The sequence below is a fragment of the [Mycobacterium] stephanolepidis genome (assembly GCF_002356335.1).
Taxonomy (GTDB): Bacteria; Actinomycetota; Actinomycetes; order Mycobacteriales; family Mycobacteriaceae; genus Mycobacterium; species Mycobacterium stephanolepidis.
The window spans coordinates 242421-255428 of sequence record NZ_AP018165.1 but is presented as its reverse complement, the minus strand read 5'-3'; the positions used below and the strand labels follow the sequence as shown (position 1 = coordinate 255428).

Annotated in this window: 15 protein-coding genes and 2 tRNA genes; 9 read left to right on the top strand and 8 right to left on the bottom strand. The window is 64.7% G+C overall.

Annotated elements, in window-relative coordinates; translation table 11 throughout:
- The first annotated feature begins 3 nt into the window (after positions 1 to 3).
- Together MSTE_RS01305 and MSTE_RS01300 are read left to right on the top strand one after the other, a co-directional pair.
- A tRNA-Ser gene (locus MSTE_RS01305) sits at positions 4 to 92 on the top strand.
- A 25-nt stretch (positions 93 to 117) separates the two neighbouring features.
- A complete protein-coding gene (locus MSTE_RS01300; RefSeq protein ID WP_096498448.1) occupies positions 118 to 804 on the top strand; it encodes a hypothetical protein in 687 nt (228 codons plus the stop codon).
- On the opposite strand, the gene MSTE_RS01295 is transcribed toward MSTE_RS01300, so the two are convergent.
- The 3 genes from MSTE_RS01295 to ligD are packed head-to-tail and all read right to left on the bottom strand — an operon-like array spanning position 801 to position 3591.
- Positions 801 to 1307, bottom strand: a complete 507-nt coding sequence (locus tag MSTE_RS01295) for a hypothetical protein (RefSeq protein ID WP_096498447.1) — start codon at positions 1305 to 1307, stop codon at positions 801 to 803. The two genes, MSTE_RS01300 and MSTE_RS01295, sit on opposite strands and share 4 nt — an antisense overlap.
- A complete protein-coding gene (locus tag MSTE_RS01290) occupies positions 1307 to 2563 on the bottom strand; it encodes a glycosyltransferase 87 family protein (RefSeq protein WP_096498446.1) in 1257 nt (418 codons plus the stop codon). The genes MSTE_RS01295 and MSTE_RS01290 overlap by 1 nt, the downstream gene beginning before the upstream one ends.
- The gene (gene ligD / locus MSTE_RS01285) at positions 2563 to 3591 is read right to left on the bottom strand and encodes a non-homologous end-joining DNA ligase (protein WP_096505299.1); all 1029 of its coding nucleotides are present in this window, start codon (positions 3589 to 3591) and stop codon (positions 2563 to 2565) included. Before ligD ends, MSTE_RS01290 begins: the two co-directional genes overlap by 1 nt.
- 18 nt (positions 3592 to 3609) lie before the next feature.
- Between ligD and MSTE_RS01280 the strand changes: the two genes are divergently transcribed.
- From MSTE_RS01280 to MSTE_RS01270, 3 genes are read left to right on the top strand one after another with little or no spacing between them, the layout of a single operon-like run.
- Positions 3610 to 4674 (top strand): ATP-dependent DNA ligase, encoded by a 1065-nt coding sequence (locus MSTE_RS01280; protein ID WP_096505297.1) that lies wholly within the window; start codon positions 3610 to 3612, stop codon positions 4672 to 4674.
- Positions 4671 to 5546: a tRNA glutamyl-Q(34) synthetase GluQRS gene (gene gluQRS / locus MSTE_RS01275; protein WP_096498445.1), complete on the top strand. Its 876-nt coding sequence runs from the start codon at positions 4671 to 4673 to the stop codon at positions 5544 to 5546. Before MSTE_RS01280 ends, gluQRS begins: the two co-directional genes overlap by 4 nt.
- Before the next feature lie 44 nt (positions 5547 to 5590).
- Positions 5591 to 7045: an ABC transporter permease subunit gene (locus MSTE_RS01270; RefSeq protein WP_096498444.1), complete on the top strand. Its 1455-nt coding sequence runs from the start codon at positions 5591 to 5593 to the stop codon at positions 7043 to 7045.
- On the opposite strand, the gene MSTE_RS01265 is transcribed toward MSTE_RS01270, so the two are convergent.
- Both MSTE_RS01265 and tgt read right to left on the bottom strand, forming a co-directional pair.
- Positions 7042 to 8271 carry a cytochrome P450 gene (locus MSTE_RS01265; RefSeq protein ID WP_096498443.1) on the bottom strand — a complete coding sequence of 410 codons (1230 nt, stop codon included), beginning with the start codon at positions 8269 to 8271 and terminating at the stop codon, positions 7042 to 7044. The two genes, MSTE_RS01270 and MSTE_RS01265, sit on opposite strands and share 4 nt — an antisense overlap.
- A gap of 63 nt (positions 8272 to 8334) precedes the next feature.
- Positions 8335 to 9570, bottom strand: coding sequence for a tRNA guanosine(34) transglycosylase Tgt (gene tgt, locus MSTE_RS01260; protein WP_096498442.1), 1236 nt, complete (start codon positions 9568 to 9570; stop codon positions 8335 to 8337).
- Between the two features lie 85 nt (positions 9571 to 9655).
- Between tgt and MSTE_RS01255 the strand changes: the two genes are divergently transcribed.
- On the top strand, positions 9656 to 10207 hold the full coding sequence (locus tag MSTE_RS01255) for a DUF4334 domain-containing protein (RefSeq protein WP_096498441.1): 552 nt from the start codon (positions 9656 to 9658) through the stop codon (positions 10205 to 10207).
- A gap of 52 nt (positions 10208 to 10259) precedes the next feature.
- The gene (locus MSTE_RS25380) at positions 10260 to 10721 is read left to right on the top strand and encodes an SRPBCC family protein (protein WP_231896966.1); all 462 of its coding nucleotides are present in this window, start codon (positions 10260 to 10262) and stop codon (positions 10719 to 10721) included.
- On the opposite strand, the gene MSTE_RS01245 is transcribed toward MSTE_RS25380, so the two are convergent.
- Positions 10700 to 10790: transfer RNA gene (locus MSTE_RS01245), tRNA-Ser, on the bottom strand. The genes MSTE_RS25380 and MSTE_RS01245 overlap by 22 nt on opposite strands.
- Positions 10791 to 11148: 358 nt before the next feature.
- On the opposite strand from MSTE_RS01245, the gene MSTE_RS01240 reads away from it, so the two are divergent.
- Complete coding sequence (locus tag MSTE_RS01240) at positions 11149 to 11418, top strand: hypothetical protein (protein ID WP_096498440.1); 270 nt, start codon at positions 11149 to 11151, stop codon at positions 11416 to 11418.
- A 187-nt stretch (positions 11419 to 11605) separates the two neighbouring features.
- Positions 11606 to 11920 (top strand): hypothetical protein, encoded by a 315-nt coding sequence (locus MSTE_RS01235; protein ID WP_096498439.1) that lies wholly within the window; start codon positions 11606 to 11608, stop codon positions 11918 to 11920.
- A gap of 61 nt (positions 11921 to 11981) precedes the next feature.
- On the opposite strand, the gene MSTE_RS01230 is transcribed toward MSTE_RS01235, so the two are convergent.
- Both MSTE_RS01230 and MSTE_RS01225 read right to left on the bottom strand, forming a co-directional pair.
- Entirely contained in the window at positions 11982 to 12440 is a 459-nt protein-coding gene (locus MSTE_RS01230; protein WP_096498438.1) for a nucleoside deaminase, read from the bottom strand.
- The gene (locus MSTE_RS01225; RefSeq protein ID WP_046252206.1) at positions 12437 to 12967 is read right to left on the bottom strand and encodes a tRNA adenosine deaminase-associated protein; all 531 of its coding nucleotides are present in this window, start codon (positions 12965 to 12967) and stop codon (positions 12437 to 12439) included. Before MSTE_RS01225 ends, MSTE_RS01230 begins: the two co-directional genes overlap by 4 nt.
- Between the last annotated feature and the right edge of the window lie 41 nt (positions 12968 to 13008).

Sequence of the window (13008 nt, the reverse complement as noted above, 5' to 3'; positions counted from 1 at the left end):
GACGGAGGATTCGCCTAGTGGCCTATGGCGCTCGCCTGGAACGCGGGTTGGGTTAATAGCCCTCAGGGGTTCAAATCCCCTATCCTCCGCCACTGCAGGACCGCATCAAGGAGGGCAATGGCTGCCGGACGCCGGACGGCGACCATCGTTCTGACCAGCAGCCATGCCGCTCTCTCCTTGATCGCGGGACTGCTTTTTTTCTTTTTCGTGCTGCCCCGCTGGCCCGAACTGGACGGGACCACCAGTCACGCCTTAGGTACCGGGCTGCGCATCCTCGCCGGGGTACTGCTGGCGGCCGCCGGTGTCCCCGCCCTGATCCGCTGGCGACAGGCCCGTCGGCCCGAGTTCGCGACACCACAGCTCGCGCTCACGCTGCGGGCGGCGGCCTTCATCGGCCATTTCCTGGCCGGTGCGCTGATCATCGGTACGGCGACCGCCGAGATCTGGCTGAGCCTCGATCGGTTCGGCATCTGGGAGTTCGGGGCGTACGGCGCGGCCGGGGCGATCGGAATCCTGGCCTTCGCGGCCTATCACCTGGCATTCGTGGCCGAAAGCCCGGAAAAGGAACGCACGCCCCGTCCGGCCAAGAAGAAGCCCATCGAGGTCACCGAGCCCACACTGGACACGGACGAGACCGCGAAGGCCGACGAATCCCCGGTCGAGGAGTCTGCAGTTGACGAGGCAGTCGAGGCTGCCGCTCAAGACACCGAGACCACGCACGACACCGAAGCCCCGGACATCGAGGACGGGGAAGCGCTCGAACCGGCACGCGGTCTACGGAACCGTCGCACCCGCAGGTCCTAGATCGCGTCCTTCCCCTGGGCGGACAAGACGAGCACCGAACCGTCCTTAGGAGCGAACGCTTTGACCTCCCATCCGCCCTTCGCGGTGTTGGTCGACAGCATTCGATCGAGCTCGTCGCTGCGTTCGAACTGCGCGGAGGAGGGCACACCCGCATCGAGTGTCTTCCACAGACGTGGTCTGGTGGCCAGGACCATGCTGGAGCGGAAGGGCGCCACGTACGCGGCCAACTGCTGGGGCGGCATTTCGATGATGGCGTCCACCCAATACGTGGTGGTCGGACCGGGCAGAGGCTCGTCGCCGAAGAAGCCCTGGACCCATTCACCGGTCACCGGCTTCGGCAGCTTCGGGAAACGCTGCTCCAAGGGTTCGGAGTCGTAGCGGATCGGCGACGCTCCGGTCTTTTGCGGCGTGTAGGAGGTCTGGGTGGACTTGGGCTCGCCCCAGGCCGAGCAGCCGCCCACCGCGAAAAGCGCTACGGCACAGGCCACGGCCCAACGTTTCATTACTGCACGGTACCGGCAGGACGAGATCGCGTTGCCAGTATCCAAATCGCCACCGTGAGGAACAGCAACGGAAAGAAGGCCGAGTCGAAAACTCTTTCACCACGCGACATCTGTGCGATCACGGCATCCCACGCGGTGATGTAGGACCCGAAATCGGGGTTTATCCGCATCGCGCGGACGTACAGCACCAGGTACCACCACATGGACACGATCGCCGCGATCACAACCGTCACCGCCGCCCACCGCCACCGCTGGGCACCACGAGCGATCAGGATCTGGTTGACCAACAACACCATCAACGGCACCGTCCACACCCAGTGATGGCCCCATGCCAACGGAGAGACCACGCAGCCGACCATGCCGACGACCGTGACGGCCAGCAGCTCCCGCCCGTCTCCGTGCGCCCTGCGTGCGGCGGCCATTCCCAGCAGCGCGGCTCCGCCCGCGAGCAGCACCCACAACCACATCGGCATCGATTGCGGTGCATAGATATTCGACAGTGCACCACCTATCGATGCATTGGCGGGATGGTCCAGGGAACCGATGTGGCCGGTGGTACGCACCGCACCCAGCCAGTAGTCGGACGAATCCGAAGGCAGCACAATCCATCCCAACACCACGGTGCCCACCGCCGTGACCATGGCCGCCACCGCCGCCCGCCACTGCCGGGAGATCAGCAGGTAGGGAACGAAAATGATGGCCGTGAGTTTGACCCCCGAGGCCACACCCACCGACCAACCACGCCACCGCGCACCCGCCGGCCTCGTGAGATCCCAGATGATGAGCGCGGCCAGCACGAGATTGACCTGCCCCTGCCACAGGGTTCCATGGACTGGCTGAATATCCCAGGCCACCAAGTTCATTCCCACACACGCGACAGCCAACGGACCATCGGCCGAGAATCCAAGAACCCGCCAGCACCGCCAGATGATGGCGAACAGCGCCACCAGATTCACCAGGAACCAGATAACCTTCGCCGTCCCCAACGGCACGAAACCCAGAGGGGCGAAGAGTAATCCTGCGAACGGTGTGTACGTGAACCACCCGGCATCAGGAATCTCTGTGACATACAACGGCTCGCCGTGCAGCACCCGCAGACCCCCGAACCGGTAGGTCATCAGATCGCCACCATTGCTGAACAGTCCGAAGCTGTTCGGGGCGTTCAGTGGTATCAGCCAATGCTGTAGCAGCACCGCGACCACGCCGACCGCCAGCCATAGGCCGGCCGCCCGCCACGACATGCTGCGGACCGTCACTACTGCTTCCTATCGGTATCCCGGGACGGCTGAACGCGTTTCGGTTCTCCCGGCATCTTCGGGTAGTTCGGCGGGTAGGGCATATCGCCCAGTCCGTTTGCCTCGTCCCGTTCTACCATCTCAAGCAGCGGCTCGATCGACTGCGGCGCATCATCCATATCGGCCATGGGGTCCGGACGTTTCCGGAGCAGGTCGGGCACGGTCGCGATGGTGAAGTCATCGGGCTCGGCGTCGGCGAGTTCTTCCCACGTCAGCGGCGTGGAAACGGTGGCGATCGGCGTGCGCCGCACCGAGTAGGCCGACGCCATGGTGCGATCACGCGCATTCTGATTGAAGTCGATGAAGATGCGCTCGCCGCGCTCTTCCTTCCACCACGAGGTTGTCACCTGCCGGGGTGCGCGCCGTTCCACCTCGCGGGCCAGCGCGATACCGGCACGGCGTACCTCGATGAAATCCCAACGGGTCTCGATGCGCAGATAGATGTGGATACCGCGGCCGCCCGAAGTTTTCGGATAGGCGACAAACCCCAGCTCATCCAGTAGCGGACGCAGCACATCGAGCGCCACTGATTTGGCTTCGTCGAATCCGGTACCCGGCTGCGGGTCCAAATCGATACGCAGCTCGTCAGGGTGGTCCAGATCGGGATATCGCACCTGCCACGGATGCAACGTCACCGTGCCCATCTGCGCCGCCCACACGATCGCGGCGGGCGTGGTCACCCGCAGGACCTCGGCGGTGCGGCCGGACGGGAACGTCACCTCGCAGCCGTCCAGGTAGTCGGGATAGTGCTTGGGCAGGCGCTTTTGGTAGATCTCCTCGCCGTCGATGCCGTCGGGGAAGCGCTGCAGATGCGTGGGACGGTCCCGCAGCGCGTTCATCATCGGTCCGAGCGCGACGGTGCGGTAGTACTCGGCGAGATGCCGCTTGGTGCCGCCATCAGCCCCCAACTGAGGGAAGTACACCTTGTCAGGGTTGCTCAGCCGGACGGCGATGCCGTCGACATCCAGTTCCTCGGCGGGCGTGGGCATTACCGTCATCATATGGGAATGGACCTGCCCGTCATGCCTCCTATCGCGCCAATGCTTGCGAAACCTGTCGCGAAAATCCCGGCCGACGCGTCATACGAGCCCAAGTGGGATGGGTTCAGGTCGATCGTCTTTCGCGACGGCAATGAGGTGGAGCTGGGCAGTCGCAACGAAAAGCCGCTGACCCGGTACTTTCCGGAGCTGGCGGCGGCCGTACTGGCCGAGCTGCCCCCGCGGTGCGTTGTCGACGGGGAGATCGTGATCGCCACCGCGTCGGGGCTGGACTTCGAGGCGCTGCAGCAGCGGATTCATCCGGCAGATTCCCGGGTGCGGCTGCTGGCTGAGCAGACGCCCGCCTCATTCATCGCTTTCGACCTGCTCGCGCTGGGGGACGAGGACTTCACCGGACGACCGTTCAGCGAGCGCCGTGCCGCGCTGACGGACGCGCTGTCCGGGGCAGGCACCTCGATTCATCTCACCCCCGCCACCACCGATCACGACACGGCAGAGCGCTGGTTCGAGGAGTTCGAGGGTGCCGGAACCGACGGCCTCATCGCGAAACCATTGACCATCGCCTACCAGCCCGACAAACGGGTGATGTTCAAGATCAAACCCGAGCGCACCGCCGATTGCGTGGTGGCCGGATATCGGGTGCACAAGTCCGGTGATGACGCCATCGGATCACTGCTGCTGGGTCTGTATCAGGACGACGGTGCGTTGGCCTCGGTCGGCGTGATCGGCGCGTTTCCGATGGCCGAACGCAAGCGGCTCTTCCAGGAGCTGCAACCGCTCGTCACCGACCTGGAGGATCACCCTTGGAACTGGGCGGCTCATCAGGCCGGTGAACGCACTCCGCAGAAGAACGCCGGCTCACGCTGGAATGCTGGCAAGGACCTGTCGTTCGTCGCGCTACGCCCCGAACGGGTGGTGGAGGTCCGCTATGACCACATGGAGGGTGTGCGGTTTCGCCACACCGCACAATTCAACCGCTGGCGCCCGGATCGCGATCCGCGTTCCTGCACCTATGAACAGCTCGAACGGCCAATCGCGTTCAGTCTCAACGAGATTGTTCCGGGTCTGGTGTGAACGGTGCCGGGCGATTCGCGCCGAGCCCTTCCGGCGACCTGCACATAGGCAACCTGCGCACGGCATTATTGGCATGGCTGTTGGCACGCTCGAGCGACCGCGGGTTCCTCATGCGGGTGGAAGACCTGGACACCCGCACCAGCTCCACCGTGGCGCGGCGCCAACTAGCCGACCTCGCCGCGATCGGTCTTGAGTGGGATGAACCCGTGGTCTGGCAGTCGGATCGCAGCACCGCCTACGACGCGGTGCTGGCGACACTGCGATCTCGGGGCCAGCTGTACGAATGCTATTGCAGCAGAAAAGATATCGCCCAAGCACCCACGGCCCCGCATTCTCCTCCCGGCGCATACCCGGGCACCTGCCGAGACCTGTCGGAATCTCGGCGCGCACAGCACCGCGCGGCCCACCCCGAACGCCCACCAGCACTTCGGCTGCGGACGGAGAACTCTGCCGTCACCGTGCAGGACGCGCTGCATGGTGAATACACCGGCTTGGTGGACGATTTCGTGGTGCGCCGCGGCGACGGCGTGATCGCCTACAACGTCGCGGTGGTGATCGACGACCACGCCCAAGGCATCGACCAAGTGGTACGCGGAGATGATCTGCTGGCCTCCGCGCCCCGGCAGGCCTACCTCGGTGCGCTGCTGGGCTATCCGGTGCCGACGTACGCCCATGTTCCGCTGGTCCTGAACACCGCGGGCGCGCGGCTGGCCAAACGCGATGGCGCGGTGACCGTCGCTGATCTGGGCGCGCAACGAGCCTTCGATTTGATATGCGACTCACTCGGATACGAGGCCGCGAATGCCGCGGAGCTGCTGGGACAGTTCGACGCGCAACGCATCCCGCGCGACCCGTGGATATACCCGCGCTGATCCGAAGCAGCCTGTCGGCACCGGAACTGTGTTAGCCTCCCGCGGTGTTTCGTGCCCTCGCGCTCGCACTTCTGACACTGCTGGCAGTAGCCGGGCGCGGAGGCCAGGCACAAGAATCGCTGCGGGTCGGCACCGAGGGCGTCTACGCACCACTCAGTTTTCACGATGAACGCACCGGGGAGCTGACCGGATACGACGTGGATGTCGCCCGCGCCGTCGGCGAGAAACTTGGCCGACCCGTGGAGTTCGTCGAGATACCGTGGGACGCGATCTTCGCCGGGTTGGACGCCGAGCGGTTCGACGTGGTGGCCAATCAGGTGACCATCACCCCGGAACGTAAGGCCAAGTACGACCTGTCCACGCCGTATGCGGTGGGCGAGGGTGTGATTGTCACCCGAGCCGACGACAACACCATTCACAGCCTCGCCGATATCCGCGGCAAGGTGGCAGCCGAGAATGCTACGAGCAACTGGTCCCAGATCGCCCGCGACGCCGGCGCCCGGGTGGAGGCCGTCGAGGGCTTCACCCAATCCATCACGCTGTTGAGCCAGGGCCGAGTCGATGTCGTGGTCAACGACAGCATCGCGGTCTACGCCTACCTGGCCAGCACCGGTGACCCTGCGGTGAAGATCGCCGGGAGCACCGGTGAACGCAGTGAGCAGGGGTTCGCCGCCCGCAAGAACAGCGGTCTACTGCCCGAGTTGAACAAGGCACTGGAGCAGTTGTCGGCCGACGGTACGTTGTCCCGCATCTCCGAGAAGTACCTCAAGGCCAACATAAGCGGGACGGCCAGCGAAACGAAATCACAAGCGGCCCAGGGCGACTCCGGCGAGGGAAGATCCAACACCCAGCTGGTCCTGCACAACCTGTGGCCGATGGCGCGGGCCATGCTCACGGTCACCCTTCCACTGACCGCCATCAGCTTCACGATCGGGCTGGCCATCGCCCTCGGGGTGGCGCTGGCCCGCATGTCCGATCGCCGGGTGCTCTCCGGTCTTGCCCGCATCTACATCTCGATCATCCGGGGTACCCCGCTGCTGCTTCAGCTGTTTCTGATCTTCTTCGCGCTGCCCGAATTCGGGGTGAAGATCAGTCCGTTTCCCGCCGCGGTCATCGCTTTCAGCCTCAACGTGGGCGGCTACGCCGCCGAGATCATCCGGTCGTCCATCCTGAGCATCCCCCGCGGGCAGTGGGAGGCCGCCTCAAGTCTGGGCATGAGTTACCGCACCACGTTGTGGCGCATCGTCATTCCGCAGGCCAGTCGGGTCGCGGTGCCCCCGTTGTCCAACACGCTGATCTCTCTGGTGAAGGACACCTCACTGGCATCGGCAATCCTGGTGACCGATGTGATGCGCACGGCACAGGTTGCCGCGGCCCCCACCTTCCAGTTCTTCACGCTTTATCTGACCGCAGGCATCTATTACTGGGTCGTCTGCATGGTGATGTCCGTGGTGCAGGATCGGGTCGAGGAACGTCTAGCCAGGTCTGTTGCCCACTAGATGATGCGTACCGGAAGGTCGGCGAGTCCGCGCAGCGTGACGTTCGGCTTGTAGCTGGGCTCACCGGTCAACCGCACATCGGGGAACCGCGCGGTGATCGAGCTCAACGCCAGCTTGGCCTCCAACCGCGCCAGCGGAGCACCCAAGCAGAAGTGTGGACCGTGCCCGAAGGCCAGGTGTTTGATCTCGGCGCGATCCGGATCGAAGACGTCCAAGTCCGGGCCGATCTCCGGATCACGTTGCGCGGCAGCGAGCATCAATAGCACCCACTCGCCACTGGGGAAGGTGAAGCCACCAACCGTCATGTCACCGTCGGCGACCCGGGCCACCATATGCACGGGCGGGTCGTAACGCAGCGTCTCCTCGATGACCGCTGCCGCACGATCAGCATTCTGTCCCAACATTTTCCACTGCTGTGGCGTCTGAAGCATGGCCAATGACGCGTTGGCGATCAGGTTGACGGTGGTCTCGTGTCCTGCGATGAGCAGCAGCGTGCAGGTGGAGATGATCTCTTCCTCGGTGAGCTGGTCACCGGCCTCCTCGACCTGGATCAGGGCCGACAACAGATCATCGCCGAGGTTGCGCCGACGGGCCGCGATGAGATTGGCGAAGTAGTCCCACATCCAATGGGCCGCCTGGAAACGTTCGTTCATGTTGGCGGGCGCCTGACCGGTCAACGCGAAAACCGGATCCAGCCCTTGACCCAGCAGCGCTGAGGCCCTGCCGAATTCGGGTTCGTCTTCGATCGGTACCCCCAGCATCCGGCAGATCACCGCGACGGGCAGCGGATAAGCGAAATCTGTGACGAGGTTGACGGTGCCACGCCGCGCGATGTCGTCCAGAAGCTGATCGACGAGGCCCTGAACGTCTTCGGCCATCGCGTTGATCACCTTGGGTGCGAACGCCTTAGCAGCCAGCTTGCGCAGCCGGGTGTGATCGGGGGCGTCCAGGCCCAGGAACGAGGGCCTGGCGATCAGGTTGGGATTCTGTGCAAGCTGTCGCTGCACGATCTTCGACTTACGGCGATCCGAAGACGCCTGCGGGTGGCGCAGCACGGCGTTGCAGTCGGCGAAGGTCGCCAGCACGCTGACGTCCATGCCGGGCGGGTGCACCGGACCGGCCTGCGTCTGCTCGACCAGCTGGCGGTACACCGGGTATGGATTGGCACGATTGGCCGGGTCGAGCACCTGAAGTAGCAGAGTGCCCGGGTCAGTCGTAGTAGGCATGTGTCCAGTGTGCGCCTGGATCTGGGGATGCGCCCGAACCGCAGGCGCTCCGGCCGACGCGATTCAGCGGTAGTAGCGTCCCAGGGTCTCTTCGCGCAGCTCCTCGAAGTGACCGTCCATAATGCCGGCGCGAATGCGGTCTACCAGCCCGATGGTGAATCGTTCGTTGTGGATGGTGGCCAAGGTGGATGCCAGGATCTCCTTGGCCTTGAACAGGTGGTGCATGTAGGCCCGCGTGTAGTGCGTGCAGGTGTAGCAGTCGCACTCGGCGTCGATCGGGGTGAAGTCCCGGCGGTACTTGGATCCGGTGATGTTCACCCGACCGTCGCGGGTGTAGACGGCGGCATTGCGCGCGACCCGTGACGGGGATACGCAGTCGAAGGTGTCGGCACCGGCGGCGACGGCGGCGAACAGGTCATCGGGTTCGCTGATCCCGAGTAGGTGACGCGGTTTGTGTTCGGGCAGTTCGGATGTCACCCAACCGACGATGGTGCCGAGGTTCTGTTTCTCCAGCGCGCCACCGATCCCGTAGCCGTCGAAGCCTCGACCTTCCTCGCTGACAAGCGATTCCAATCCGCGCGCGGCCCGACGCCGCAGATCCTCGTACTGTGCGCCCTGCACCACACCGAACAATGCCTGGTAGGGCTTGTCGGCGCGTTCGCGCGTCAGCTTCTCGTGCTCGTCGAGGCACCGCTGCGCCCACTCGTGGGTGCGTTGTACCGAATCCTCTTGGTATTCACGGGTGTTGATCAGCGTGGTGAGCTCGTCGAAGGCGAAGATGATGTCTGCGCCCAGCTGATGCTGGATCTGCATGGACACCTCCGGGGTGAACCGGTGCGTGGATCCGTCCAGGTATGAGGTGAAGGTGACGCCGTCATCGTCGACGTGGGCAAGCTTGTCCTTCTTCTTGCCGCCGCCGAGGGAACCCATGACGTCGTCGGAACGGGCCCGGTTGACGTCCATCGCCATGACCTTGCGTGCCCCCGAACCGAGGGAGAGCACCTGAAACCCGCCGCTGTCGGTGAACGTGGGGCCGGGCCAGTTCATGAATGCACCGAGCCCTCCGGCCTCGTCCACGATGTCGGGGCCGGGCTGCAGGTACAGGTGGTAGGCGTTGGCGAGCACAGCCTGAGCGCCGAGAGCGGCCATGGTTTCGGGCAGGACAGCTTTCACGGTGGCCTTGGTGCCGACGGCGATGAAGGCCGGGGTGTGGATATCCCCGTGCGGGGTGTGGATCACCCCGGCCCGGCCCGCGGTTCCCGGCAGGGTGGCGTCGATGGAGAAGTACTGGTCGGTCATCGGAGGCTATTTTGCCCTGGGCACATCGGGCCTCCGGCTTTCGGCACTTCACCCACGCGACTCATCGCAGTCGTAGGCTCGGGTCATGACATCGACGTCGGATCTTCGCGCGCTGGAGCAGGGCACCACCACCCCGGAGGCCCTGGTCTTCTTCGACAACTTGGAGCCCGTGCGATCAGAGGAGTTGATCGGTCAGCGCTGGCACGGTGGCGAGGTGCCCACCGGACATTCGATGGACGGCATCCTGACGGTGTCGGGCTGGTACGGCAAGCAGTTCGACGACGTGGATCACGTGCATCCGCTGCTGTTCAGCGATGGTGGCGGCGATATCTTCGCGGTCGATCCGATGCTGGCGCCGATGGGGCTCGCGGGCCGGATCAGCGGGCTGACCGAGTCCCCCATGGTGAAGCGGACATCACCGACCGCGTTGTCGGCGCTCAAGCCGCTGATCCGGACCAACAAGCACCGCGCCCGGCTGCGTAATATCGAGTTCCGCGGCGCCGTCAGCGCGGCCATGGTCTACGACCACAAGGCGATCATCGACCATTTCCGCAAGGTGGATGACGACACGCTGCTGGGCATCATGGACCTGCGGGACATGGACCAGCCGTACTTCTTCACGTTGCGCCGAGACTGAACACGGTTACCCACCCGCCCCCCGTCTAAGCTGCGCGGGTGAGGGCGCCGAAATGATCTTGTTGGAGCGGTCCTTCGCCTACACGCCGCTTCAGGTGTGGCGTGTGATGGTCGATCCGGACCTGTGGTCACTGCACACCACCGGGTTCCGGCCCGAGGTCGGTTGCCGGTATCGCATCACCCACCCAGCCATCCTGGGTACCCGGCTGCTCGGCACCGGGGACTGCACGGTCGTTGCCGCGGATTCGGGCGAACTGCTGTCGGTGGACTTCGTCGGCACGGTGCGCGAGGGCAATCCGGCCCGCTGGACCATCAGCCACCGTCTCACGTACGCCGATCACGGGACCACCCTCACGACGTACCTCAAGGGGGTCGATATCAACGATCACTCCGAGAAGGTGCTGATGCGCATCGTGGCCGACAGTACGGCGCGATCCGCGCACCTGCTCGAAGAGTGGCTTGCGGATCGCTACCGGATACCCGGCAAAGAATATGGCGGTGGCGGAGGGATTTGAACCCTCGGACGGGGGTTACCCGTCACACGCTTTCGAGGCGTGCTCCTTAGGCCGCTCGGACACGCCACCGCCGAAGAGACTACAGGCCCCCGGGCCCGATCCCCCAATCGGTTGACTCGACTACTGACGATGGAAAGCCCCTCGCCACGGGTGAGCGTGCTTTATCGCGCCATCACCCGACAGTGTTAGCAATGTGCTGTCCATATGCGTGAAGTCGCATGGCTGGCAGGAAACTCCCAGCGTGCTGTACGAATTCGGCGGCGCGGCTCCAAGGAAAGTGGTTTTCCATCAAGCATGTGCAGGTTCCTTGTTGGCATCTCGCGGCATCCGCCTCGTCGGGGCGGGCGGGCGCCGTCGGGCGGTCGACACCACATCGGGGATCGGCACATCTGAGATCAACACCATCAAGTGTGGAAGGCCCTGACCAATGAAGATTCTTGTAGGAATCGCGGCATCCGCCGCCATTGCCGCGAGCGCGCTCGGCTTGGCGGCAACAGCCAATGCAGCACCGGCAGTCCCCGCCCCCAACTACCACTGGTGCCCGGCCGAGTTCTGGAATCCCATCTGGGGATTCAACTGGGAATTCGGCGAATGCCACGACGACTGGCACCGCGACCGCGATGGTGACTGGCACGACCGCGACCGTGGCGACTGGCACGACCGAGGCGACTGGCACGACCACGACTGGAGGCCGTAGCCCCTTCTTCACCAAGTAACCCCGGCAGCCGGCGCGAGTCTGCGGCCGGGGTTATTTGCCATGCAATGACATAGCCGGGAATACCACCGACTAACTGGCAGCCAAATGTATTAACTGACAGCATGTTTACAGCGCACTGTACGCATAGCGGTCAGATATTGCCAGCCTTGCATGGTTTGCTTTCCTTATGAAAATTCTCGTTGGAATTGCCGCTTCCGCTGCCATAGCCGCCGGCGGGCTCGGCCTCGCCGCCACCGCCAATGCCGCTCCGGCTCCAGAGCTTCCGGCGCCCACGTACCACTGGTGCCCCGGCGAGTTCTGGAACCCGATCTGGGGCTTCAACATGAACTGGGGAGAATGCCACGCCGACGGCATCCTGGACCGCGACCGTCCCGGCGACTGGCGCGGCGACGACGGCCCCGGCCCGGGTGACAATCGTGGACCCGACCGTGGACCTGATCGCGGCCCGGACCGCGGACCCGGCAACGACTGGCACCGGTAAGCCTCCCGAATCGGCCCGTCCGGCGCGCGACCCCGACCACTCACAGCGCCGGGCGGGCCACTTACCTTTTAGCCGCGAAGAAGTTCTCGAGCAGGGCCGCGCACTCCTCGGCGAGCACGCCGCCGCGCACCTCGGGACGGTGCGCCTGGCGTCGGTCACGCACCACATCCCACAGCGATCCCACGGCCCCGGTTTTGGGCTCCCACGCCCCGAACACCACCCGGCCGACACGCGCCAGCACCAACGCCCCCGCGCACATGGTGCACGGTTCGACGGTCACCGCCAGCGTCGCACCCTCCAGCCGCCAGCCGTCGCCATGTCTCGCCGCAGCCTCACGCAGCGCGAGAACCTCGGCATGCGCCGTCGGATCACCCAGGCGTTCACGAGCATTGGCGGCGCGCGCCAATTCGGTACCGTCCGCGGCATAGATCACCGCACCGATCGGCACATCGTCGACGCCGGCTTCCCCGGCGGCTACCAATGCGGCGCGAATCAGCGCCTCGTCGTCTGGAAACGTCACCGATCCAGCTTGTCGAGCACCGCACCGAACTCGTCGGCAAAGCCCATACGCGCGGCGATCATGCCGAGCTGCTCATCCGGGTAAAGGTCGGTCTCGCTGAGAATCACACTGAGCACCGGCTCGGGCAGCCCGATATCGGAGAGCAGGCCCAGATCGCCTTCCTCCCACGGATCGACTTCGTCCAGCTCATCGGAATCGAGCTCCGGGACAGGAATATTCAGCCTGTCGAGCACCTCGACGGCGATGTCATAGTCAACCGCCGCCGTGGCATCGGAAATCAGCAGGTGCGTTCCCGAGGGCGCCGGGCGGATGATGATGAAGAATTCCTCGTCGACATCCAGCAGGCCGAACACCGCACCAGCGCTGCGCAATTCACGTAACTCGGTTTCAGCCGCCGCCAAATCGGTGAGCGCCCCGGCCTTCAACGATGTCACCCGCCAGCGGCCCTCTTCACGAACGACGGCCACGCCGAAGCCCTCCAGGCTTTCGGCGCTGGGCCCTGCGGCCTTGGCACGTTGTGCGTCCATGGGCAATACGGTAATGCCCCAACCTGTGTTGTGACCACAAA